Below are 26225 nucleotides of genomic sequence, written 5' to 3'. Positions count from 1 at the left end.
CATCGACATCTCCCTCGAACTTTCATTCGCTTAATCGTTTCCCAGCAACGGCAGAAAGAGATTCCTACTTCTTCTTTTTTTTGCCAAACAGGCCACCCATACCGGGAAAACCGCCCATGCCGCCTCCCATGCCGGGAAAACCACCGGGAAGCCCCTTGGGCATCGACGGCATTTTCATCCCCCCCTTGCCACCTCCCATGCCGCCCATCTGTTTCATGAGAGCGCCCATTTTGCCTTTGCCGGACATCATCTTGCGCATATCCATGAAATTCTTGATCAGCTTATTGACTTCCAGTACGGAACGACCGGAACCGGCTGCGATACGGCGGCGGCGGGACGGATTCATCAAGTCGGGATTGTTCCGTTCCTTCGCCGTCATCGAAAGGATAATAGCCTCCATGTGCTTCATGCGGTCAGGATTCAGAGCATCGGCCGGAAGTTGTTTCTTGATCTTGTTAAAGCCGGGTAACATACCCAGAAGACCGTCCAGCGGTCCCAGATTGCGGATCATATTCATCTGATCCAAAAAGTCGTTGAAATCGAACTTGCCGGACATCATCCGCTCGGCAGATTTCATTGCCTGCTTTTCGTCGATTTTTGCGGCGGCGTGCTCTACCAGGCCAACGATATCCCCCATGCCTAGAATGCGGTCCGCCATGCGGTCCGGCACAAACGGGCCGAATTGATCCAGTTTTTCCCCTTCGCCGGAGAACTTGATCGGCTGTCCCGTCACGGAACGCATCGACAGGGCGGCGCCGCCACGGGCATCTCCGTCCAGCTTCGTCAGCACAATCCCGCTCAAGCCGACGGCGGCATTGAACGTTTCCGCCACCTTTACCGCCTGCTGGCCGGTAGCGGCATCCACCACAAGAAGCGTCTCACGAGGAGACACGCAGGCATGAAGACGCTTCAGTTCGTCAATCAGCGCTTCGTCCACCTCCTGCCGGCCCGCCGTATCGAAAATCGTCACCGTCGCCATTATGTCCCGTGCCCATTGCATGCCGCGCCGGGCCACATCCACCACATCGCTTTCTCCGGGTTCGGGGCAAAACACGGGCACATCAATCTGCTTGCCCAAGGTAGCCAGCTGCTCCACGGCGGCGGGACGGATCAAGTCGCACGCAATCAGCACGGGGCGCCGCCCCTCATTCTTCAGTCGCAAGGCCAGCTTCGCACTCGAAGTCGTTTTACCGGCGCCATTGAGTCCTACCATCATAATCCGGGCGGGATCCGTTAAATCCAGAGGGCTCGCATCCCCTCCCAGCAATTCGGCAATTTCATCATGGAAAATCTTGACGATTTGCTCCCCGGGCTTGACCGACTTGAGCACTTCCTGCCCCATAGCCCGTTCCTTGACCCGGGCGATAAAATCGCGGGCCACTCCAAATTCGACATCAGCCTCCAACAGGGAAAGTCGGATATCTCGCAGGGCATCGGCAATATTCTTTTCGGAAATTTTGCCCAATCCGCGCAATTTGCGGAACGTATCGTCAAGTTTATCGGCTAATAGAGAAAACATAATCGGCTGCTTGTGCCGCCAAGACTGCCACAAAGATTCCCCATCGTCAATCATCCGCCACCCCATCCGTATCCCTTCTTTTGATACCCTTTCGATTGCTACTACAGGAAAGTTCGATGCAATTATGTTTAATCTCTTCACTTTGTCCGGCAAGAAGTTCAAGGTGCCGTGTCTTTAACTTGAAAAACAGCCGCCGACTCTTCATGATACAAGCCCATGAACATCTGGATACTCAGCGATTCCAAACCAGGCCACCTGAACCAAACCAAGGGACTGGCGGCTGCGCTTTCCGCACGAAAGCCCGGAAACGTTGATATCATCGACCTGGCAGGGCAAGGCTTTTTCCAAAAGCTCCGCACCGTTTCCCGGAACAATGGTCATGCCCGCCCCGATCTCATCATCGCCGCCGGTCACAGCACCCACATTCCCTTGATCCGGGCAGCACGGCATTTTAACGCCGTTTCCATTCTCTGCATGAAACCCAGCCTTCCCTGTTGTCTCTTCGACCTGTGCCTCGTCCCCCGGCACGACCTCGGGAACAAGGAGTATCCCGGAAAGCACATCTTCCCCACTACAGGAGCCCTCCACTCCATCCGCCCCAACCCGGAAGCAGATAAAAACACAACACTCATCCTCATCGGAGGTCCCAGCAAGGCCTACGGTTGGGCTCCAGATTCCCTTCTGGGGCAGCTCCAAGCCATTGACGCCCATGTCTCCGCCACCGGCGGACAAGCCGTTCTGACGACCTCGCGAAGAACTCCCCCGGACTTCGCCCCGTCCATTGTCCGGGAATGCCCCCACATCAAGGTTGTTCCGGTGGAAGAGACCCGCCCCGGCTGGGTTGCCGCCCATTTGGAACACGCCCATACCGCCTGGGTCACACAGGACAGCGTCTCCATGGTGTACGAAGCCCTAGGATCGGGTGCAGCCGTTGGCATCCTCTGCATGCCCGTGCGTTCCTCCAAGCCATCCCGCGTTGCCCGCGGTCTCGACATGCTTCTTGAAGAAGGGCGCGTCACTCCCTGGGCTACATGGAAAACAACCGGCCACCTCCCGTCTTCCCTTCCCCTTGTCGAAACCGATCGCGCAGCCGACTATATCATCCAACACTTTTTTCCCTCTACTCCTTCCACATGAAAATTATCCACTTACTTCCCTCCATGGAATCCGGAGGAGTCGAACAAGTCGTTCTGGAACTCGGCAAGGGATTCTCCAATCGGGGTATCGATAATGTCGTCATATCCTCCGGAGGACGCCTCGTCTCCCAGCTAAAGCACGAAGGTTCCCGCCACATCAGAATGGATATCGGTAAAAAAAGCATCTCTTCCCTCCTGAAAACAGGCCGCCTCCGCAAGCTCCTTCTTGAGGAAAAACCGGATATCCTCCACCTCCACTCCCGCATGCCGGCATGGATCGGATACCTGGCCTGGAAAGGCATCCCGGAGGAATTCCGTCCCGGACTCGTCACCAGTGTCCACGGATTCTACTCCGTCAATGCCTACTCCGCCATCATGACCAAAGGGGAACGCATCATCGCCGTCTCCCGGTGCATCCGCGACTACATCACGGAAAAATACCCCAAGGCACAGGCTCGAAACATCCGGGTCATCCCCAATGCCATCACTCCGGAAACGCATTATTCCGGATATACTCCCACCAGCGCGTGGCTCCATACATGGCATGCAAACTATCCGGAACTCGCCGGCAAATTTACCCTTTGCCTGCCTGGACGCATCACCCGGGTCAAAGGACATCTGGACATGATTCCCATCATGAGAACTCTCCTCGACCAAGGTATCCCGGCCCATGCCGTCATCGTCGGAGAAGCCAAGAAGGGCAAGGAAGAATACAAGAACGAAGTCCTCAATGCCTATGACAATGCGGGTCTTACTCCGCACACAACATGGGTCGGTCATCGACGGGATCTTCGCGACGTCCAGGCAGCATGCTCAGTCACTCTTTCCCTCACTTCCATGCCGGAATCTTTCGGCAAAACCACACTTGAGGCCCTCGCTATCGGCCGCCCCGTCGCCGGGTATGCCCATGGCGGAGTCAGGGAACAACTCGAAGTCTTCTTCCCCCAAGGGCTCGTCCCCGTCGGAGACACCCTCTCCATGGCGGAACTCCTCGCCGACTGGTACAAAACGCCCGTTGCCCCGCCGGCAGACATTCCCTCCCCCTACCGCATGGACGATATGATCCAGTCTCATCTGAACGTTTACCGGGAACTCTGATTTTCCCACAGTTCCCCATGACGCCCCGTCTCGCCGCCATCACGCTGAATCTGATCCCAACGCTCGGCTCCATCCGCATCTGCCGTTTGCTGGACTTTTTCGGCAGCCCGGAACTCATTCTCCATGCCGACGAAACCATGCTCCGCCAAGTCCGGGGTATCGGTCCTGAACTCGCCGCCGCCATCCGCTCCTGGAAAACCACCGTCAATGCGGAAAAAGAACTCGAACTCGCCGACAAAGCCGGGGCATCCGTCACAACCATCTTTGACGATACCTATCCCGCCCCGCTTCGGGAACTCCCCGACCCGCCCATCGTACTCTACCACCACGGCCAGTGGTTCCCCTCCGACGGAGAACGTTCCGTTGCCATCGTCGGTTCACGGCAGGCAACACCGTACGGTCGCCTCACGACGAGAAAATTCGCCAGCGAACTTGCCGAATGCGGAGTTACCGTCATCTCCGGGCTCGCCAAAGGCATCGACACCGAGGCTCATAACGCGGCCCTTGTCACAGGAGGCCGTACCATTGCTATAATCGGTTCCGGCCTCAACCGCCTCTACCCCGTGGAAAACGCTCCGCTCGCCGCTAGAATATCCGACGGAAGAGGAGCTGTCGTATCCGAATTCCCCATGAATATGGGACCCAGCCGCACCACCTTCCCCATGCGCAACAGAATCGTCAGCGGATGGAGCAAAGCCACCCTTGTCGTGGAGGCACCTGCCCGCAGCGGCGCCCTGATTACCGCCCATACCGCCAACGAACAGGGCCGACTCGTTTACGCCGTCCCCGGCCCTGTAGACCGCACTTCATCCGACGGTTGCCACTCTCTTATCCGAGAAGGAGCCATCCTTGCCACCTGTGCCCGACACATCATTGACGATTTCCACTGGGCGGATACATCCCCCGCACAGCAGGAACTGGCCCTCTTTCCCTCCGAAGAACCCACTCCCTCCGTCTCTTCCCGTGCCCACTCTCTTTCCGAACAGGAACAACAGGTTCTGCACTCGATCAATATGGGGTTCCGCGATCTCAATACCCTGTGTTCATCCACCGGGCTCACGAACGGAGAACTCACAACCGCCCTTGTCCGATTACAAATGCAACGCCTCATCCTCCCGGAACCGGGAGGACTTTTCCGTCCGGCAGACTCCTGAGAAAAGAGACCCTACTTTTGATTGCCTTCCCGGGAAGGGAAACCCCCCCGGAAATATCAAAATAGTCACTCCCCCTCATACTTGATAGCGGCCCAAACCGGGATAATCGACATCGCACTCATCCCCGCACATAAGAAAAACGTTAAAACAGGTTTTATTCTCATATGATCGCCTTTTAGGCGAAATTATATTCAATCACAAGGATTCGATTCACGAAATCCTTCCCTTATTCTTCGTTTCCATCGTCATTTTCCACTTTTCTCTTGACGTAATAGTGAAACCAGGTTAACAAAAAACAGTTGAACAAACATTCAATCGTTCAATCGAATTATCCCTAGCCATGTCACGCCAGTACACCACGATCCACCTTGACAGCCACTGTACGGAAACCGGTATTGATCTGGATACCCCTGACATCAATACCCTCACCGACCTGTCCGACTTTTTCAAACTTTTCGGAGATTCCACACGTATCCGCCTTCTCTGGGCGCTCATTGACCACGAACTATGTGTTTGCGATCTCTCCTCCGCTCTCGACATGACCACTTCGGCCGTCTCGCACCAGTTGCGCTTACTGCGTCACAGCAAACTCGTCAAAACCCGCAAACAAGGCAAACACGTTTTCTACAGCCTTGCCGACAGCCATGTCCGTACCATCCTTGCCATGGGATTGGAACATATCTGCGAATAAAAACTCCCGTCCAATCTCCTTTCCGCCATGGACAATTCACATTCCCGACAGCCGGAAAATAAACATCGTCACAGCCAGGCCTGTTCCTCTTCGTGCTCATGCTGTACAAGCTTTTCCTGTACAGCATGCAATACAACATGTGGACACCAGACTTCCGACACATCTTCGCACTGGAAACGCCCGCTCGCAGGTCTCATCCTTTTCGCTATCGCCCTTGCTGTGGGTACCCGGACACCTGCCGGTATTGTTCTCGCCATCGTTTCCTATTTCGTCATCGGGTGGAACATCCTCGCCGATGCCGCCTCCAACCTCCTGAAGGGAAAAGTTTTCGATGAAAATTTCCTCATGGGAGTTGCTACTTTGGGAGCCTTGGCCCTCGGAGAATATGCGGAAGCAGTTTCCGTCCTTATTTTCTTCCAAATCGGAGAAATCCTTCAGGAACGCGCCGTCTATAAAACGCGGGAATCCGTTACCGGACTTATGGATCTCAAGCAGGACTATGCCCACCTCATCCAAGAGAAAGGTATCCAAACCGTCCCCCCGGCTCAAATCACTCCCGGGCAAAAAATCCTCGTCCGTCCCGGAGAGAAAGTCCCTCTTGACGGGGTCGTAACCGAAGGCCACTCTCACCTCGACGCCTCCGCACTCACCGGAGAATTCATTCCCCTAAAAGCCGAACCCGGTACCCAGGTACTCTCCGGCAGCGTCAACCAGGAAGAAGCCCTCACCATCCAAATCACCAAAACCTGGGACCAATCCACAGTCTCCCGCATCCTCAAACTCGTCCAGGAATCAGCCGAGCATAAGACGAAAACGGAAACTTTCATCCGACGCTTCGCCCGCTGGTACACCCCGTCCGTCCTCATCCTGGCCCTCCTTATTGCCGTGCTTACCCCACTCCTTCTTCCCATCGGGTGGACGGAGGGCATCCGGCGCGCCCTCATCCTTCTCGTCATTTCCTGCCCTTGCGCTCTCGTCATATCCATCCCTCTCAGCTACTTTGCCGGTATCGGACGCTTTGCCCGACACGGCATTCTACTCAAAGGCAGCAACTACCTTGATGCTCTTACAAGGATCGGTACAGTCGTCTTCGACAAAACAGGGACTCTCACCGGAGGTAAATTTACCATCACCCGCACGGAACCCGCCAACGAGTTTACGGATAAACAACTCCTCCGGCTTGCAGCTCTCGCCGAAAGCACCTCTAACCACCCCATCGCCCAATCCATCCTTGCCGCCTACGACAAACCCATTCCCTCCATGGAGAATGCCTCCTTCCGGGAAATAGCCGGGCGCGGCACAGCCGCTACTCTGGGAGCTAACCACATCCTCGCCGGCAACGCCGCCTGGATGCAAGAGAACGGCATCGACGTACCACCTCATCCATCCCTCACCGGCACCATCGTCCACATCGCCGTCAACAATCGATACGCCGGCAATATCCTGCTAGCCGACAGTATCAAGCCGGATAGCCTCCAAACAATCCGAAACCTCAAATCCCAAGGGATCGCCAAAATAGCCATGCTCACCGGAGACAGTGACGAACACGCCCAGGCTGTCAGCAAATACCTCCACATCAAAGACTGCTACTCCCAGCTCCTCCCGGAAGATAAAGTTCGCATTGTCGAACGGCTCCAGGAGGAAACCACCCCCGGTAAACTTCTCGCATTTGTCGGAGACGGAATTAACGACGCCCCCGCACTCACCCGCGCCGATATCGGCATCTCCATGGGAAGCATGGGATCCGACGCCGCCATGGAAGCCTCCGACATTGTTCTCATGAGCGGAGAACCTTCCCGGCTCCCCCTGGCTCTGCGCCTTGCCCACGGTACCCGCAGAATCATCCTCCAAAACATCGTCTTCATCCTCGGCATCAAAGGCATCATCCTCATGATGGCAGCCGCCGGGGAAGCCAACATGTGGGAAGCCATCTTCGCCGATGTCGGCATTTCATTGCTAGCTATCCTCAATGCCATCCGTCCCGTTCAAACGGGGACAAACGATCATTCCTGAAAAAACTTCAAAAATCTCTTGCATCCCATGAAAAAATACGTATAAACCTTCCCGCACACTTGCCTAATCAGTGCGGATGTAGCTCAGGGGTAGAGCGCAACCTTGCCAAGGTTGATGTCGTGGGTTCGAATCCCATCATCCGCTCCATTTTTTGCTATTGGGGTTATTGTAAACCCCTCATTTTACAAGGCCTCCCTTGGTAGCAGATTGTGTGATATTCAGTCCTATTACATGGTTTTGTTATGCACTATGCTATACATCGACTTTCCGGTGTATAGCAGATTCAAAACCGCTAACACTACAACATTATGGCTGGAATTATCAAAAGAAAAGACACTTGGTACGCCTGTTTCCGAGTTGGAGGCAAACTCAAGGTTCGTACCACCGGCATCAAGATCACTCCCTTGGTTACTCCAGGTAAATCGAAGAACGCCGCCATGAAAGAAGCTGAACTTCAGGCGCGCATCATTGCAGAAGAGCTGGAGAAGGAAGCAAAAGGGGCACTTCTAAATGTCGATGTTATCGTTTCACTCGCCGGGAACAAGGCCAAGTCAGTCCTGCGAAACAAAAAATACATGCCCAGCGTCAAGGATCATCTGCATCAATGGCTGGCGAACCGTCCCAACCGACGTACCAATCTTCGTTACGGGAAGGCTATCCGGTGTTTTCTCGACTTTCTGGGACCCAAACAGGAAATGCCCCTGGACACGGTGACGGAGGCCCAAGCGCAAAGGTTCATGGAAAAATATTTGGAATTGCTGAGTTCCAAGACGGTAAGCATTTACCTATACGGTTTGAATGCGGCCTTTCAACAGGCAGTCAACGAACGGCTTTTTCCGTACAATCCTTTCAAGGGGGTGCGTCCTAACAAGATCAACCGTTCCGATGCTACCGAAAGGCGCGCTTTCACAGTCGAGGAAGCTCAACGCTTGACCGAAATCCTGCCGGGAGAATGGCCCGACATGATACGCGTCTGCCTTTATACGGGAGGCCAGCGTTTGGGCGACATCGCTACCCTCCAATGGAAGCAAATTGACATGGAGGGTGGAATCATTTCGATGACGACCCAAAAAACCAAGAGACACATGAACAAGCCCATCATCTTGCCTTTGAAGGAAGTTCTGGACAGACGACTTACCAACCGTGCGAGCAATTACGTATTTCCGGTAGCGGCAATGCGTCACGCGCAGGCGGATCATACGTCAAGTAAACTTTCCATCGAATTCAACGCTCTGCTGAAGAAATTCGGATACATTGAAAAGAATCCTCCAGCTGCGAAAGGAAACAGGCGGAGACTTGCCCCTCTGAGTTTCCACAGTCTGCGCGCAACGGCAGTTACTGTTCTGCGTCTGGCGAATGTTCCTGCGGACTTGTGCCGGTTCATTGTCGGGCATGACAGCGAGGTCATTGAACGCATCTACTTTCGTCCGGATGATGAAGTGATAGCTGAAGCCATGGAAAAACTAGCCCTGCCCTAAACAGGGTTTTCGGATCGGAACATGAAAATCAGCCCCGCATCGCAAAAGGACGCGAGGCTGATTTTTAATGGCGGATTTTGTGGTTACAGAGAATGTCAGGAACCGAAGTTCGACTTAGTCGCATGGGAAACAGACAGGACATAGGCATCCACATCTTCCACATTGTACTTGCGCACTCCCCCGTTGGGCTGCCTTGTCCTGATCTTTCCCGTTTCCATTCCACCGGCCAACAGGCGGCACATGTTGGACTTGGACATGTCATAACGCTTGGCGAGTGTCGCTTGACTGGCCCACACCACCTCTCCGGAGCCTCCCCCCTGCTGGAATAAAAGATCCAGCAAATGGTGGATTTGGCGGAGTTCTTCAAGGACATCTTCAGCGGCAATAAAAGTTCCAGATAATGTTTTCATGGTCATGAGAGTATTTCTACATGTTTCTTTCCATATATGGAAGGGTTCGCCGAATGAATTTTCCCCCCTCATGGAATGAATGGGAGGGAAACCTCCCTTACCTCATCTCCACGGCGGCACGCTCATCCACTTCCGCCGTCAGAAAATCCCGGGGTCGAATCTGGGGCTGGAGGAGGGCTTTCTCCATTTCCTTGTCGGATGCGTTGTAATGGCAAAAGGCCAGCCCTTCCGGATCGGCGGTTACTCTCCGGGTTCCATGCCTCATCTGCCAGTACCAGTGGATGTCCGCCGCCTTGACGTCGCGTAAACGCACTAAATTCTTCTCTCCGCCGTCCGCCTGCGGCAGGTGCGCCGTGTCACGGCGGATGTCCCGCGGACCGTCCTTGCCCCATCTCCGGCGGAATTTCCAGGCTTTCAGCATGATCCGGGACACGTCGGGCGTTTTTGACTCCACCTGTTCCAAAATGGCGCCGACACTCGTTCCGGGTCGGCAGTAGAGATATTCGTCCACGTCCAGGAACGCGCACCAGTCCAGTTCCTTCCCCCAGCGGCGGATGAAGTCTTCATAGGCCTCCACCTGGCCGTGGATGATTTGTCCCGTCTCCGGATCTTTCGGCTGCCACGGCACGATGCGCACCCGCTCCCTTCCGTACCGGGCCGCCAGACCGTCGAGCTTGTTTTTAATATCCTCGTCACTCAAATCTGCCGTCAGCCTTCCATATTCCTCTCCCCTCTTGCTTGTTCCGCTACGCTGCAACTGGCCCGCCTGGAAGACGGAATCAACCCTGCGGCTCCCAGTGCTGCCCGTGTTGTCGTAAATCACAACGCGGAAGGCTCCGGCCCGCAGGTGAAATTCGATCCAGTCGCGCAGCCAATAGTAGGATTCCCTGGGCAAGGCCACCGCACACACGCCCCAGCGCACCGGAGGATCGGCCAAAGCCCTCTTCACCAGGTCAAAGGATTCCTGCCTCCTGCCGGGATTGCAGGCCGCCTTCCTGCGCAGGGCGGCGGTATGGTGCAGGCGGTAGGGTCCCTCCTCCTTGTCACGGATGAATTGTTCCCTTCCCCATCGCTCCCATTGCAGGACAAGCTCCCGCTCCGTGAAGCGCAGGACAGTCGCTTTTTCCGGGAGTTTCACGCGGCAGCCGTTCACGCCCAGGATGCGGAAGTTGTCCGTCCAGTACGGATGTTCCAGTTCCACCAGGTATTCGGCGCTGGCCGGATCGTCCGTGATGGCCTCATGCAGGTTTTCCTCCATTTCCACCAGGGGATTGTTCAGGCTGACCGCTGGAGAGGGACGTACCATGAGAAATATCTCTTTTTCGATGTCGGAGAGGTCCCAGCCTCCGGAATGGCGGACAAGCTGCATCATCAGGGCATCGGCATCGTGTCCGTAGGCCCCGTGTTCCGGGTCCTGCCGGTCGGGGTAAAGCCCGGCAATCTTCGCCGGGTTCCGTTCACATGCGATCAGGTATTCCGCCGCTTCCCTGGTCAGTGTGTAGAAGAGCGGCCTGGCGGGTTTGGCGGGAGGTTCCGCGTACTGGACGCCGTTGCGCGTCGTCAACATGCGGCATTCCCCCCGCTCACAGGAACAGTGATGCGGGGAGAGCCGGGCATGCAATCGGTTGATGCGTTCCAGAAGTCCGGAAGGGCACAGCAGTTCTTCCCTGGGAAAGACGAACAGGTCGTACGGAGACAGTTCCACTCCTCTTATCGTGTCAATCAGATCGGAAACCTGGTTCTTGCCCGGATAATGCCGGAGCGTGACGCGCCCCTGCCTGATCCAGTGTTCATAGCACGGCAGGACGAGGGAGGTGAAGTTGTCCGCCGTCATTCCCTTGACGGCGGCAAAGACATGGTAGTTTCCGTAAGGCTGGGCCATGAAGAGGGAGAGCAGCCTGTCCAGGTTTTCCAGATGACGTACGACCAGGCAGATGGCGATAGAGCTCTCCGGAGTATCGGATTCAGAGACAGCTTGAGTCCGTTGCGTCCTGGGCTTCTGGTAAAAGAGGTTGCTTTCCGCAATCCGGATGTTGAGCGTTCCCCGGGCGGCGGCCAGTTCCAGGGCGCGGTCCGGAGGCAGCGGCGTATGGCAGAAGACATCCGCCACTTTCTTCCGGTGAACGGAAGGAACGACGAAGGCGTGCAGGCCGGAGACGTAGAGGGAGGCCTTGCTCCGTTCCCTGCCGGGCTGAAAAGCGGAAAAACGCAGGGACGCCACCACTTTCCGGGGATCGTTGGGAGAATGGACCTTGTGATGGAAGAGGCGCAGGAGATGCGTTTCCGGATGAGCGTTTAGTTCCTTTTCCAGGGCGGCGCGCAGAGTAGCAGCTTCCACCAGCGGCACGGCGTCACTTTCTCCAAAGATGAGGAAATCCTCCTTCTGCCAGCGGAGATCGGCCAGCATCCGAGCCAGAGAGGCACGGCGGGAGCGGACCTCCGGCAGGTCGCCATGGCGCCAGCCGGGAGCATAGGCATGCAGAAGAAGAAGTTCTTCCGGTTCCGCATCATTCAGGCAGGAGGCGTCCTGCCTGGAAGGAAAGGCTTCCACGGCATACCCCAGCCGGAGGAAGTCTTTTTCACCTTCCAGGAGTTCTCCCGGCGTCTGGAGCAGCAGACAATGAAGAGGCGTATTCATGACTTTAAAGGTATAGTATTGAAATCCTGTAAGGAATCAATTCCAAATCATATTGTACTCTATACCGTAAAAGAGGTCTGAATTTTTAATCCAGACCTCTTTCTATTACTGTAAAAATAATACTATATAGATCAGTTTCTAATTTAATCTAAAATAGTAGGATTCATCTATTTTTTTTGCTGGTTTTTTATTGTCAATATATTCGTAGTAAAATGTAGTATCTTGTTTTGTTATTGCTCCATAAACACCAATACTGATGTTTCTTAATTTTTTTACGATATGAATTTTAGTCCAATCATCAATAATATTCAAATCTTCTACACATAGATCGTGAACAATATTTTTAATAATATCAAAATTATTTTTACCTATTTCTATTGATTCTCTAAAAATGAGTAAATTTGAAAAATAATTCATGAAATAATTAAAATTATCCGAATCCCGATACCTGCCCTGACGAAATGCTATCTCAATATTATCCTCCTGATCGTTGGGTAATTGCATATCATATACGTCAAAAACGCTTTTCTCAAGATTACTATCTGACTTCCTCTCGAACAGAATAATATTTTTTTGAGGGATAACAATTATCAAGGCGTTTTTTTTATATTCAAATGGCCTCAAAAAAGCTATCTCCATATTTTTCTGATCTTTCAAATTTAAATATGATAACAAACTATCATAATTTTTGGGAAGATTAGATTCTTTTTCCGAAGAAGGCGTGCAAGATATTTGCATAAATATTAGAATAAATATGATGATTATTTTATACATTGTTTTATATATAGTAATATTAAGGACAATCAATTTTTAAATTATCAGGATCTGACATCGTGGGAGGCGGCCATGATCTAGGATCTAATGGATTAGCCGGTAGCTCATTATTACGGATATTTGCAAAAAACGCTGAATTAGGTAAAGGATCTTTGTCTTCCTTATTTTTCAATTGATGGTTATGACCGATTTCATCCCTCAGCCATGTTACAATTTTTTCCTTATAAGTAGTTTGAATTTCAGTGGCTCGTGTTTGAGCAGAATCACCTGTATCAAAATCATCAATGTCCATATTTTTCAATTCCTTGTCTATGGAATTCATATAATCAACGGAATTAACCATATGTTGTTGCTCATGTCCGAATACACCCTTTATTTTACTTAAAGTCAAGTTTCCATTAGCATCTCTGGCTTGGTCTAATGAAAAGTCCATATAGGCATCGAAAATGAGACGACATGCAATCCCGAATCTTGGAGGAGTTTCCTGCAATTTCTTACAGCAGCATTTAATCTCAATTTTTATGTTTGTTATACTTCCATTTGCGAGAAGTGGATAAACAAGCGGAACTACGTTTGCAGGTTCTATGATTTTTTTGGCCGTAGAATCTATTTTTGTTAGGCCAATCCAATCAACACTGTTAAGTAATTTATTTAAGAGAAAGCTATATGGATTATTACTACCTATCGAGTTCATTGGATCTCTACTAATCCATCTGCCATCCATAGGATTGAGATAGCGGTAATTGTAATAAATCAATCCCATTTCGTCATCAGCATATTCGCTTGAGAAGCGGAATGGATTCTGTTCGGCAGCATTGCCCTCCATTTTGATTACGTTACCATAAGGGCCGTATTCGTACAAGGCCCTTCTTCCAGCCTGGATTCCAAACAATGCCGTCGTGTTTTTCAACAGGTCATGCGTGTAGTACAGGTCTTCCTGGTAAGTTCCCGCTTCATCAAACAGGCTCATGGCAAAAATGCGTGTCGCTGAAGATTCCATCGGGTCCCACAGGTAGGTCTTGCGCAGAATAGGTGTTGACTCCTCCGTTGTATCGGTTGCATCCAGTTCCGCAATTTGCAGGTAATTCCAGTACAGGAAACGTTTGCGGGCAACAAGGGCTTCCCCTTCGTACACGGATTTCTCCACACGCCTTCCCCGGTAGTCGTAACGGCATTCCACACGCTTGTCACCTTGCGTGAAGCTTACCGCCTGATTCAAGGCATTGTAGGCAACGAACCATTCTCCCGTGGCTGTCCTGATTTTCGTCTGGTTCCCGGCAGCGTCATGTTCCGGAACGAACACAGCCTGCTCTCCTTCCCCAATGGAAGTATACTGGTTGAGTTCATTGGTTTCATACGCAGTGGGAACAGCCGTGCCTTCCCGGGACATTTCCCGGTTGCCGATATTGTCATAGGCGTAGCTGTAGGTTCCTCCACGGCTCATGGCATCGGCAGTCAGCTCTCCACGGTCATTATACGTGTAGGCATGTGTCAAATCGGGACTGGGTGTGTTGAAATAATCCTTTTTCGTCACGGGGCGTCCCAGGGAGTCATAGGTGTAATCAACCTTGGCCGGGTAGTTCTGACCTCCCGGACGCAGATAATCCACTTTAATGACCAGATTCCGCTTTTCTTCCCGTGTGTACCATCTCTTCAGCGTATTGGGATAGTTCAGCGTCTCCAGCAGACCGTTATTGGCATTGTAGCCATAGGTAAACGGAGTTGCGGCTTCATTGAGGGCAACGGTGGAAAGCCTTCCGGCATCATCGTAACCCAGTGCCGTCTGCTGAACAGTGGCATTGCCGTAGTCCAGGCTGTAACCGCCGTCCCTGCCCAGGCTGTCCTTCCGGTACGTCAGGATGCCTGGCGCCAATCCCGCCGTTGTTTCCGCCTCCAGTTCATTGTACTGGTTGTAGGAGAATTCCCGGGTTCCGGCATCGTCCGTCACGCGGGTCATCTGCGCCAGATGGTTGTAGATATAGGCAATGCCAGGAGTTCCGTCACTGAACGTAACGGACGTGTTCACTCCCTTGGGCAAATCATATCCATAGATCGTCCTCACTCCACGGGTATCCGTGGTGTTGGCAACCATGTTCAGGATATTGTAAGCCGTATCTTCATGGGTTCCATCCGGATAGGTTTTGCGCATCAGCAAACCGCCAGCCTTGTGGTAGGTCCAGGTGGTCGTGTCCCCGTCCGGCCGCTCCCTGGGATCGGTCGTGATGGTTTCACCACTTGTCCGGAACGTGCGCAGGCTGGTGAGATGGTCGGCATTGTCATAAGAGAAGACGGCCGGCTGAAGGGCCGTTCCCCATTCTGCAATCTTTCTCCCCCTCATGTCATAGGCGTAACAGGAGGTATGCCCCAAAGCGTCCGTGATGACCGTAGGAGAGTCGATGGGTTCCCCATAAGCATAAGTAGTGGCATTGCCCGCAGCATCCGTTACGCTGACTGTCCGCCCGGAGACGTCCTGGACAGTCGTTGTCACATTGTCGCGGGCATCCGTGAAGACGAGAATGATGCCTGTTTCCGTGTAGCTGCGGGCAATACTTGTCGTTACTCCGGCATAATCAGTACGGGACACAGCCATGCCATCCACGATCAGGGAGCTTGCCGCAGTTTCACAACCCGGGATTTTGTTCTTGCTGATTCGCTTGGCATTTCCGGCATACTCCGTCCAGGAAACAGTTTCCTGCCCTCTCGGGTCAATAGAAACCGTCCTGTTTTCCAATGTCGCGGACAGGGAGGAAATCAATACCTTTTCCGTGAGAGAATAGGTTGTTCCCTGGCTGTTGTTCATAGTCGTGGTCTTGATCCGGTAGATGCCGTCATCCCCCTGTTCAGCCGCATAGGAATAAATCGTGATGCGGGAATTGGTGGCATCGGGATGATCGTCCAGCTTCCATGTTTCCTTTGCTACATTGCCGAAGGCGTCGTATTCCTTCAAGGTTGGAGCCATGGCGGTAGCAGGCGTTCCCGCATCCACCTCCGTCTTGACAAGATACCCCCGTTCATCATACGTGAACCGGCTGTAATAGAAACTGCCCAAGGCGTTGGCTGTAGCCGTGCGGATGATTTCCCCATAACCGTTGGTGATTTCCCGGAACGTTGCTACCGGGTCTCCTTCTGGCTGAGGTTCCAATGTTACTTTCCGGATGCCATCCTCAATGATGTCAATCCTGTAGGACAGTTCCTTCTGTCCCGTCCCTCCCTGGTAGAGAAGAGTACCGTCAGGGGCAGTCGTCCGAATCAGGGTTGCTCCATGGGGAAGCGTCGCCGTCGTCGTTAACCCGTCGTCGCTATAGGCGTAGGCTGTAATCCTTCCCAGTTCATCCGTCTCGGAGTTGACGCGCCCCAGAACGTCATAAGCCGTCCGGCGCACTGTGCTCATGGCTCCAATGTCCTTTCTCTCCTCAACCACACGCCCCAGGGCGTCCCTCGTATAGGAGATGATGGTTTCAGGGGTAGTCTCCGTCGCGGAGCGGATCATTTCCACCAGCCGCCTTGCGCTGTCATAGCCGTAGCTGGTCAGGATGCCGTCTTCGTCACGCTGCCATAAAACGCGCCCGTCGCACATCAGTTCCCGTTCCGTTATTCGTCCGTTGCCGCGCGTCTTCCTGGTCCAGCGGTTCTGGAGGTCGAACTCATAGTCGGCGCTGTCCAGCAGCGACCAGGTTCCATCCGTCAGCAGGATGTATTCCTCCGTCCTGACCGTGTTGCCTTCCGCCGAGATGAAGGACACCATTCGGCGGCTCTGCCCCGGTACGGGCGCTCCGTCGATTTGCGTTTCCTCCGTCACGGTATAGGCCGCTCCATGCCAGATTGTAAGTTCGTAAGAATAAACCCTCTGTACGCCGTCAATGCCCTGGCGCATCTTGAGGCGTCCCCTGGCATACGGATTGGGCGCGGAGGCCAGCCATGTTTCCGTCACTTCCAGCCGCGTTCCTTCAGCCCCAAGCGCGGTCGTCCTTTCTTCCACGCGCCTGACGTCGTTTTCTTCCGTATAGGTATAAAGCGTCTGGCTCAACTGCACGTCCGCCTTGTTCTTTTGCCGAAGTATGGTGGTCACTTCTGCGGGATCGTGATCGTTGAACTTCGCTTCGCAGTAGCTCGTCTTCACCCTCTTTTCCGCAAAGCCTTTATACGGTGTGGAAACGAGAGTCTGGCGGCCCAGACGATCCTGTTCATACTTGACTTCGGAACCGTCCGGACGCGTTTCTTTCGTCAGAACCCCGTTGGCGGAATATTCATAAGAAGTCGTGCGGGCCATGCCGGAACCGTAGCCTTCCGTTCTGCTCATCAGCAGATTGCCTTGCGGGGTGGATTTGTAGCTCTCCATCAGGCTGGAAACCGCCATTCCTTCTTCCCCCATCCGCACTTCCGTCAGCAGGTTCCATTCCTTTTCGGAGACCTCTGTGCGTGTTCTGACCGTATGAATGGCGGAGTCTCCCGTGCCCTTGCCCAGGCACCATACCTCTCCATTCTTCCACCAGGTTGTGACAAAATCATTCCTTCCGGGCGTTCTTTCCGTCAAGCTCGCCTTGTCCCCTTCTTCATTTCGGGCAAAAACAAAGCGCTTGAACGGCTCTCCCGTCACGGCATAAAGCCCCGTCGTCTCATCCTTGGCTCCCACCTGGGAGGGAAGGTACAGGGCCAGCGTATAGCCCGCTTCCGTCACGTCCTGCACGCTGGCAAGGCCGTCTGAAATATTGCTCACCTGCCGCAGGGAACCATCTTCCGCATACACCACATCCATGAAAGAATGAAAATCCTCTTTCGTGAGCTGCTGGCCGCTGGATGCCGTAAAACGCACGGGATCTCCCGTTTCCACGGAATAGACCACCTTGCTTCCATTGGCTTCCGCCACTTCAATGTAAACCGGATTGGAAACGACCGGTGTAAAATCTTCTCCCAGCATCCGGGCGCGGTTGGTCAGGCGCGTGTTGTAGCCGATGTTGCCTACACTGCCGTTGTCTTCTTCCCCCTGGGTGATGAAGTAATAGGCCAGCAGGGAACCTTTCTGAACAGCTACCATGCAGTTGTTGCTCAAGCCTTCCGTGGGTTTGAGCAATTTGCTGTGCAGCACATGGCGGAACAACAGGGCGGAGGGGGACCAGAGGCGTTCTGTAAATTCCTCCTCCACGATTTCAATCTGGCCTCCGGGTACGCCGGGCAATCCCCGGAACAGGCCGAAGTTGCACTGCCAGTACATGCTTTCCTGGGAGGCATCCGCCGCCACGTTCGTTCCCGCGGAGGAACCGGACACCGTAGAACGAGCCAGCCGGGAGGACATGCGGGCGGAGGATGGGGAGGAACTGGGGCTGGTTCCCCCGCTGGGGGCGTCCGGGTCCTCACAAACTTCCTTGCCGTCACATCCCTTCTTGCACACCACCGGCTTGTTTTCTGCGGGCACGATGTCGTAGAGCTCCACCTGGACTCCGTTGAGGTAGGAGTCGAAACGCGAGACGTTGCCGGATTCCGGCTTGTAGTCGATGTTGGTGTGGGAAAGGAAGGCCTGGTGCCATCCCGCTTCCAGTTCCACGGTGACAGGATCGGATTCCCGGTATTGTCCCGGATCGGCAATGCTGGCTGTCTGGCCTCCCAGCGTGAAATAGCCGTAATCATCCGCTCCTATTTTGATCTCATAAGAACCTGCGGTTTCAATTTTGATGTAGCCGTCCCAAAGGGTCGTCTTTTCGGGAGCGGGAGCTTCCACATTCAAATGGGGCTGGTCGCCTTTCAGTTGACCTTCCCATTTGTCCAAGGGATATTCCGCTTCAAGTAAAGTAATAGGGGTCTTCATGATTTTAATTTAATTTGTTGATGTTGATATGATGGTGCAGCCGCCCTGGAAAATGCCCGGAAGGCTGGCGGCTGCCAGGGACCTTTCCGGGAGAAATAAACAGAAAAAAAAGTGCAGTGGATTATCTCCCTCAGCAATTCATGGGGTGTGATAGCATAACGTTGGATATTTTGTAAAATAATGGATTTTTTGTATTGTCTGAATAATTGATGATCTTTACTTTACAGGCAAACATCCGGACACGTTATGCTATCGCACATTTGTACCTATGCCTCTTTGCAGGGCATCAGGAAGACGGTCTTGTTGTCCAGGCGCGTGGCGCCCAAGGCGGCTTTCACGGTGATCTGTTCGCGCACGTCCACGTATTCGGAACGGGCCTCCACGCGGAACTGCGCGTCCCGCCACACCCCGAACTTGACGCGCGAGCGCAGCCACGCGCAACAGAGCCGGTTGCCCTGCTCATCAATGGGCAGCATGTTGGTCACCAAAAATTTCACCTTCAAAAACTCGTTGACTTCCCCATTAGTCAGGGAGGAAAAGCCGTAGTTCCTGTTTTGCGTTTGTTCCATGAGCAACATATCCATGTGCTGCTTGGGGGAAATAGCCACCACAATGTCGTCCCCCTTTCCGGCGCGCCAGGCGTTGATGATCTGGTAGCGGCACTTCAGTTCGGCAATCTTGTCGATGATCATGCCCGCAACTGTCTTGGTGCCTTTGGCGACAAAATCCACCGGGATCACCTGGAAAGAATTTTCTGACGTGTCGATGGCCTCCACCGTGGAACCGTCGTCTCCCGTGTAATTGATTCCAAAAATTCCGCCGCAAATGCCGTCCTCCTGGGTGCGGATGCGATAGGTGTTGTCCGTGTCCTCCGTCACGCCCAAAATCACCTCGTCGTGCATCCGGGAGAGGGCGTTGCGCTGCTCACCCATCACTTCCGCGGCCCGCAGGTCCAGCGTGTCCATTTCCAGCTTGTCGTCCTCGGAGAGAGGAATGGAATCGTAAAACTTGCGCGGCTTGATGTGCCGCTTGCCAAAATCCATTTCGCTCCATTCGATCTTTAAGAGGCGCCCCGTATATTCCTTCATCTTCGTCTTGCCGTGAAAGGGCAGTTCCACGCTCTTGCCCCGGCAGTTGGGGTGGAGGGTGACGAAGGGCTTGATGAGTTCCATATCCTGCTGGATGACTGTATTCCACAGAGTTTCCTGCTTGGTGCGGAACATCTTGGTGATGTCAGGTGTGAGTTCCATGGTTTTTGATATTCCATGGTTTCTGAAAAACGGGAACTGCTCGCGGAATGAGGGGTAGGTGCTTGCGGAATACCACTGTTATTTGTCATATGGAGGCAAGAGAAATGAAAAGAGGAAAAGTGTGTTCCTCTATTATTCCCTCGTTCAACCAACCCCAATCATGATGATGAAACATCCTTCACCAATCCTGCATTTAGCAACAACCACGGAACGGTTTCTGTTCCACTGCCGCTATGAAAAAAATCTCAATGAGAAAACAATTAAAGCCTATTCCACTGATTTGGAGCAATTTAAAAATTATATGGCCGAATCATTAAACATAAAAGATTTACGCAAAATCAGACCTGATTCCATGAAGCACTATTTAAAATCACTATCGGAGTTCCAGCCCAAAACTATCAAAAGAAAAATGGCATCCGTTAAGGCAATGCTCAACTTTGTCGAAATGGAAGATGAGAGTTTCTATAATCCGATGAGAAGGCTTCGAATTCAGATTAAAGTTCCATTCCTGCTACCTGATGTCATGAATGCAGACGAAGTTGCTTCTCTGTTAAGGGAGCTGTATCAGGAAAAAAAATTATGTAGAAGGAAGGAAGACTACAAATATTTCGAGATATTGAGGCATATTGCTATCGTGGAATTACTATTCGGAACAGGCCTGCGTGTTTCAGAATTGTGTTCTTTATCTGTAACGGATGTCGATTTAAAAAGTTGTTTTGTCAAAGTGTACGGAAAAGGCAGCAAGGAACGCATCGTTCAGATCTGCCAACCTGCTATTCTGGAGGCTCTCAGTGAATATAGAGAACAGTTTCAAAAACTGCCTGAAAAGTATTCCAAAAATATAAATTTCTTTGTAAACAGATTAAATGGCGGAATTTCTCCTCAATCGGTCAGAGTGCTGGTAAAGAAACTTGCAGATAAAGCAGGTATCAATAAACATATAACTCCACATACATTTCGACATACATTTGCCACACTTTTACTGGAAGAAGGGGTAGATATTAAATATATTCAAACGATTCTGGGGCATAGTTCTCTGTCTACAACCCAGATTTATACGCATGTCAGTTCCACTCGACAAAAAGAAATTTTGAGGGATTACCATCCCAGGCGAAATTTAGATATCTCCTTTTGAAGAGAAGATAACTAACTATTATGGAGGAAAATGATTTAAATTTAATTGATAATATTTATGGTTCACAGGGAGACACTTCTTCCAAAAGAAATCCTAAAAAATTTTTCTATGGATCTACAGACCATTTCTTAATTGATGAAAAGGGAATACAATATTTAGACTTCCAAATGTTCAATAGTGCTGCAAATTTTGGATATAGAAGTCCTATTCATATAAAAACTATTCATGATCAAATAAAAAAATTACCCTGTCTCAGTTCTGAATTTTTGAGTGAAGAAAGAGTATTGCTATCTGAAAAAATCTGTCGTTCAATTGAGAAGAGTTTCAATTTACCCGGAAGAGTCCATTTCAGTGTAGGAGGTGCCCAAGCAATTGACACCTCTCTTATGGTTTTAGGTGCGTATACAGGGAAAACAAGAGTGTTCGCTTTTGAAGGAAGTTATCATGGACGTACTATTGCAGCTACTCAAATAAGTGCGAGTTATAGATACCGTAGCAATTTCAAAGGAACTACAAACAGCATCTTCATACCATTCCCATATTGTTACAGATGCCCATATAATAAAAAATATAATGATTGTAATTATTTTTGTGTTGAACAAGTTCGGCGTATGTTTTCATCGACATCTTTTGGTTTAACAGATTCTCAAGGGAGAACGGATATGGCAGCGTTTATTGCGGAACCTGTGTTGGGTAGAGGCGGCTATATCCCAGCACCCCCACTATATTTCAAAAAGTTAAAAAAAATTCTAGAGGAATATCATATTTTATTTGTTGCCGATGAAATTCAAATGGGATTCTATAGGACAGGAACTATGTGGTCTTTCGAAAATTACAACATTGCTCCAGATCTCATTGTTTTTGGCAAGGCACTCACAAATGGTTGTTATCCTCTATCAGGAGTATGGGCCAAAACTCCAATATTGGACCAAGAAAATTGGCCTTCAAGTTCTGCACAGGCAACTTATGGAGGATCTCCATTAGGTTGTGCCTTAGGCAATGCAACTTTCGATTTGTTGGAAAATCATCCAATGAGATATATTATTGAAGAGAAAAGCTGCAAAATTTACAAAATTCTTCGAAAGTTAAAAGAAAAATATGACATCATAGGCAAAATCAACAATCTAGGTTTGGCATTCTCTCTAGATATTGAATACGAAGGCAAACCAGCACCTTCTCTGGCCAACTCAATAGTAGAAACTGCATTGTTTCCTAAAAAACTTTCTTATGGTCTTATTATCACACAAGGAGGCCTATATGATAATATGATCATGATGTCTCCTCCTATCTTTATCAAGGACGAAGAAATTAGTTTATTCAGTCAACTTATTTTCAGCATTTTCGAACATGTCTATTCCGATTTAATGAAACGATCTAGGTGAAAACACCCACTTAATAGCTTCATAGAGGCTTTGGCTCTCAATGATCTTCTTCAATGCATTGTAGAATTGATTTCTATGATTAAATAACACGGTAAGAAAGAAGTGAGCTATATTAGCCCACTCTAAATCTTCTATTTGCCTATATCCAATTTGTGGGTCAATACGAATTTTCAATTTTCCGATTTCATCATCGCTGAGTTCACAACCATATGTTCTTAAATATTGCAATGTTTGAAGAGGGTATCTGTGATAACACTCGGAGAGCATTCTGATATATGCTCTTCGTATGAGAGGGTTATTGGATTTTGCAATAAGGGGCAAATAGGAAAAGCCTTCTTCAGGCCACAACATGATATGAGAGGACAATGCATGAATAATACGTAGTGCTTTGCTTATTTCTCCATTCTCCAAGAAATTATTCAAATACGAATAATATAATGAGTTTTCTATGAAATGACAACTTTTCTGGTACTGGCAATAACTTAATAATTGCCTTCTTGCTACAGGCTGAAGATACATATAGGATGCTATCGGATTAAATCCATCCTCAAAGATTTTATCAAAATCGTCACTCATATTCCTCCATCGACTCCTGATAAGTCCAGGTGCATATTCCAAAATTTGGGGCCAGTCTTCAAGTACCCTTTTGAAATATGTATCAAAATCATGTGTGTATAAAACCTCATTGACTACAAGTAAATAAAGAAGAGTAGCTAGCATGAAATCCACTTCTTCTGGAGGGGTATATTCGTTGAACGATTCGAATATATTTTTCCAGAATTCTATTGTTTTTTCTAAATCATTCTTTGAAGATAAAATAAAGGCTAGTTTGCAAAGATGAAATTCACAGTTATTACCTATTTTTGTTATATAATTCTTAAACCCTTCATAATGATTTTTTTCTAAAATATTACCGCTCTTTAAATGTTCAAATAATGAAATAAAAAATTCTTTAGTTCGTATATTATCATTAAAAAATTCTTGAATTTCTATTGATGATGCATTAAAAAATAAACGATTGCAAAATTTCAAGATATAATCCGCAAGCGATTTATAATCATTTTCCGAACATGAGTTTGCATAAAGAAATATAATAGGAGAAATTTCTTTAATCAATTTTTCATGTTCTAATTTATTCTGATTAAACGGTCCCAGTTTTTCAACAAAGCTAAAACAGCGTACCATTTTTTTCCAAACAGGAAGACATGGATCGTTAAAATATTCGGCAAAGGGTTTATCCGACAGTAGATTAACTTCTTTTTCTAATGAGCAATAATAATCCAAAATGTAATCTGTTAAAAATATTTCCGCTTCTAGAGAAGAAAGATCCTCTCGGTTATGGATAATTTTTTGAAATAAGTGCATTCCATTTTCACGGGGTAAATGGACGATGATCAAATTAATACTACGAATTAGCTCTGTCTTTAATTCTTTGATTCTTTCCTTTTGCAATACATCTTCTAATAAAGAATTTAATAATGAAGGATTATCAATAGATAGTTCTATTAAAACCTCTTTAATGAATAAAAAAAGAGCATCCTTACTTACTAAAGAATCATATTTGTCATTTTCAAAACAAGTATAAAGAGCACCTTCCAGAGTATTCATCTCATCTGGATTTAGTAGAAAATACATTTTAGCAGCTGAAATCATCAAGGGTTCATCCTTGTGATCGACGATAAAATTCTGCAACCCTTGAACTGTAGAAATATTGGGAGCATCGCCAAACCCAAAGGATTTAGCTAAGAAATATTCATGATATCTATCGTGCGAGAACCGCAGTTTTCCCTCATCCGTTCTTGTGATAAATCCCAGATCTATCAATTTTTGTTCTAAATCATCAGAATTAGAAACCCTGCAAAAATTTGTCAATGTAAAAGTTTTATTTCCACTAAAACACTTGAGTGCTATGTTCGATAAACTGCTTTCTATTAGATTTATATGAACAATGTTACCACATGTAGCTAGCTTGTCTTCAATGCTATATTCAAAGATATGCGAAAGAGACTGACGCATGTCCATCGTATCAATTTTATTACAAATAGCATTAAAAAAGAAAGGGTCTCGCAACTGCTCATATCCCATTAATATGGCTGTCTTGTCCAAAACGTTCAAATTCGAATCGGACAACCTAGAAAGCGCTTCATTGAATTCTTCATGAGAATACGAAGTAATGTTTATTATAGAATAAGCTTTATCTTCTCCTTCTCTTCTTAGAATCGTATTGAGAAAAAAATGATCTACATCTTGATAAACTTTATGCCAGACTTCCTCTCGTATAGTAATAATAAGCCTTATAGGACTGTTAGGTTTAAGTTGCAATATTAGTCTTAATGTATTTCTGAAAAGATCTACACATCCTTTTGTGGAAGAACAGTATTCATTCAATCCGTCGAGAAAAATGATCAGATTATGGTTTGTTTCTACTAGCCAATTTTCAATGGAAAAAATGACAGAAGCCGCTTCACTACCTATTCCTCCCAGACTTTCTGCTATATAAACATCAAGTTCTGGCTTATCCAGACTTTTAGCTTTTATAAAAAAGAAAAGATTGCGATCGGAAGTTTTTTGCCAATTGTAAGTATTAATTCCAATAATTGATTTTCCAACGCCGCTCTTACCTGTTATAATCAATAACGGGCATTTCGATATTAAAAAATCTTTTATCTGAGTTTCCGCTTTTTTTCTAGCTATAGGTTTCTTAAAAAATGTCAACGAGAGATGGTCGTTACAGAATTGTTCTTTAAAATATTCTAATCTCCATTTAAAAAGTTTCTCAATAATTGTTGGAGAAAATCTCAAAAATGATGGTTTATTAGTATGGACTTTGAGACGTTTTCAATAAATGAATCGAAAGTTGACTGAATAAATCTAATTTTATGACTAAGCTTCAAAAACAAAGGAGATTTTTTATTCAATCTAACATTGCAATCATATATATAACCTTTTTTGGCATTTTTTTCAATGATTTCAACTACTTTGTCATCAAATCCGCTATATCCCGCCATGATTAATGTATGGGATTTCAGTATTTCTTTAAACAAGATCAAGATGTCGCGGTCATAATTGCCCTTCTTTATTTCTTCTCTTGTAAGCACGATATGGCTTCGCGCTGAAAGATCCCCATGCAGTTTTATGTAGGGAATGAGAAAAGAATTGGAATGATGAAAATTATATGGCTTGGATATTCCAGGACTAAATATTTGAAATATTGGTAGTCCTAGAGATTCCGCTGCACGTTCGAGCATGTTGTCAAAATTTGTAGTAATGATGGCATTGATTATCCTTTTTTGAGCCATCAAAACTAAAATTTTATAAGCGTCGGACGGTTCTAGTTGTTTCAATCCTTGAAAGAGCTGATCAATAATATGAGCTCTGTTTTCAGGTTGAATTATATTTTCAAAATAACTGTCAAATATTTCATCAATAGTGTGTTCCGATGTATGAACAAAAATGGGATGATTCTTGGCGTATTGTTGGCAAAATTTTCTTTTAAAAGTTGAAAAAGAGATACCGCCAGAACTTATGTCTGCTCCGGCTCCTAAAAAAAGGGCTATTTTAGGACTTTCTAATGGATTTTTAAATTTTTCTAAGAATATGGAACTTAGCTCTTCGATAGTCATATCCTCCATAATAGTTAGTTATCGTTTATTGAGCGACAGCCGAGAATCCAACCTTTATTCTCAACGCGACTTACGCTCATATCCTTGAGCGTATAACAGTCTCAGTATTCATCAAGTAAAA

At 48.9% G+C, this 26225-nt stretch carries 16 protein-coding genes and 1 tRNA gene; 9 read left to right on the top strand and 8 right to left on the bottom strand.

What is annotated here, in order from left to right; all coding sequences use genetic code 11:
* Positions 1–64: 64 nt before the first annotated feature.
* Positions 65–1519, bottom strand: coding sequence for a signal recognition particle protein (ffh, locus tag QET40_RS04650; RefSeq protein WP_280126001.1), 1455 nt, complete (start codon positions 1517–1519; stop codon positions 65–67).
* A gap of 216 nt (positions 1520–1735) precedes the next feature.
* Here ffh and QET40_RS04645 point away from each other — a divergent pair, with 216 nt between their 5' ends.
* The 7 genes from QET40_RS04645 to QET40_RS04615 all read left to right on the top strand — a co-directional run bounded on the left by QET40_RS04645 (position 1736) and on the right by QET40_RS04615 (position 9089).
* A complete protein-coding gene (locus QET40_RS04645; protein ID WP_280126000.1) occupies positions 1736–2656 on the top strand; it encodes a mitochondrial fission ELM1 family protein in 921 nt (306 codons plus the stop codon).
* Positions 2653–3753: a glycosyltransferase gene (locus tag QET40_RS04640; protein WP_280125999.1), complete on the top strand. Its 1101-nt coding sequence runs from the start codon at positions 2653–2655 to the stop codon at positions 3751–3753. Before QET40_RS04645 ends, QET40_RS04640 begins: the two co-directional genes overlap by 4 nt.
* A gap of 17 nt (positions 3754–3770) precedes the next feature.
* Positions 3771–4907: a DNA-processing protein DprA gene (gene dprA / locus QET40_RS04635; protein WP_280125998.1), complete on the top strand. Its 1137-nt coding sequence runs from the start codon at positions 3771–3773 to the stop codon at positions 4905–4907.
* 340 nt (positions 4908–5247) lie between these two features.
* Positions 5248–5598: a metalloregulator ArsR/SmtB family transcription factor gene (locus tag QET40_RS04630; RefSeq protein WP_280125997.1), complete on the top strand. Its 351-nt coding sequence runs from the start codon at positions 5248–5250 to the stop codon at positions 5596–5598.
* Between the two features lie 27 nt (positions 5599–5625).
* Positions 5626–7611 carry a heavy metal translocating P-type ATPase gene (locus tag QET40_RS04625; RefSeq protein WP_280125996.1) on the top strand — a complete coding sequence of 662 codons (1986 nt, stop codon included), beginning with the start codon at positions 5626–5628 and terminating at the stop codon, positions 7609–7611.
* Between the two features lie 72 nt (positions 7612–7683).
* Positions 7684–7758 (top strand) — tRNA-Gly (locus QET40_RS04620).
* Between the two features lie 161 nt (positions 7759–7919).
* The gene (locus tag QET40_RS04615; protein WP_102727159.1) at positions 7920–9089 is read left to right on the top strand and encodes a tyrosine-type recombinase/integrase; all 1170 of its coding nucleotides are present in this window, start codon (positions 7920–7922) and stop codon (positions 9087–9089) included.
* A 95-nt stretch (positions 9090–9184) separates the two neighbouring features.
* Here the strand turns inward: QET40_RS04615 and QET40_RS04610 are convergent, their stop codons facing one another.
* The 5 genes from QET40_RS04610 to QET40_RS04590 all read right to left on the bottom strand — a co-directional run bounded on the left by QET40_RS04610 (position 9185) and on the right by QET40_RS04590 (position 19964).
* Positions 9185–9499 (bottom strand): hypothetical protein, encoded by a 315-nt coding sequence (locus QET40_RS04610; protein ID WP_146019388.1) that lies wholly within the window; start codon positions 9497–9499, stop codon positions 9185–9187.
* Positions 9500–9596: 97 nt separating this feature from the next.
* Positions 9597–12137, bottom strand: coding sequence for a glycosyltransferase family 92 protein (locus QET40_RS04605; RefSeq protein WP_280125995.1), 2541 nt, complete (start codon positions 12135–12137; stop codon positions 9597–9599).
* A 138-nt stretch (positions 12138–12275) separates the two neighbouring features.
* On the bottom strand, positions 12276–12875 hold the full coding sequence (locus QET40_RS04600) for a hypothetical protein (protein ID WP_280125994.1): 600 nt from the start codon (positions 12873–12875) through the stop codon (positions 12276–12278).
* 55 nt (positions 12876–12930) lie between these two features.
* Positions 12931–18714, bottom strand: coding sequence for an RHS repeat-associated core domain-containing protein (locus tag QET40_RS04595; protein WP_280125993.1), 5784 nt, complete (start codon positions 18712–18714; stop codon positions 12931–12933).
* A 266-nt stretch (positions 18715–18980) separates the two neighbouring features.
* Positions 18981–19964, bottom strand: coding sequence for a phage capsid protein (locus QET40_RS04590; protein ID WP_215453566.1), 984 nt, complete (start codon positions 19962–19964; stop codon positions 18981–18983).
* Positions 19965–20124: 160 nt separating this feature from the next.
* Here QET40_RS04590 and QET40_RS04585 point away from each other — a divergent pair, with 160 nt between their 5' ends.
* Positions 20125–21099: a tyrosine-type recombinase/integrase gene (locus QET40_RS04585; RefSeq protein ID WP_102729502.1), complete on the top strand. Its 975-nt coding sequence runs from the start codon at positions 20125–20127 to the stop codon at positions 21097–21099.
* 20 nt (positions 21100–21119) lie between these two features.
* Positions 21120–22481: an aminotransferase class III-fold pyridoxal phosphate-dependent enzyme gene (locus tag QET40_RS04580; RefSeq protein WP_102729263.1), complete on the top strand. Its 1362-nt coding sequence runs from the start codon at positions 21120–21122 to the stop codon at positions 22479–22481.
* Here the strand turns inward: QET40_RS04580 and QET40_RS04575 are convergent.
* On the bottom strand, positions 22461–25283 hold the full coding sequence (locus QET40_RS04575; RefSeq protein ID WP_280125992.1) for a hypothetical protein: 2823 nt from the start codon (positions 25281–25283) through the stop codon (positions 22461–22463). The two genes, QET40_RS04580 and QET40_RS04575, sit on opposite strands and share 21 nt — an antisense overlap.
* A complete protein-coding gene (locus QET40_RS04570) occupies positions 25280–26113 on the bottom strand; it encodes an SIR2 family protein (protein WP_280125991.1) in 834 nt (277 codons plus the stop codon). The genes QET40_RS04575 and QET40_RS04570 overlap by 4 nt, the downstream gene beginning before the upstream one ends.
* Positions 26114–26225: the final 112 nt, after the last annotated feature.

The organism is Akkermansia sp. N21169 (assembly GCF_029854675.1).
In the GTDB taxonomy this organism is placed as follows: Bacteria; Verrucomicrobiota; Verrucomicrobiia; order Verrucomicrobiales; family Akkermansiaceae; genus Akkermansia.
The sequence above is the reverse complement of the archived record's forward strand: the minus strand, read 5'-3'. Positions and strand labels throughout refer to the sequence as shown.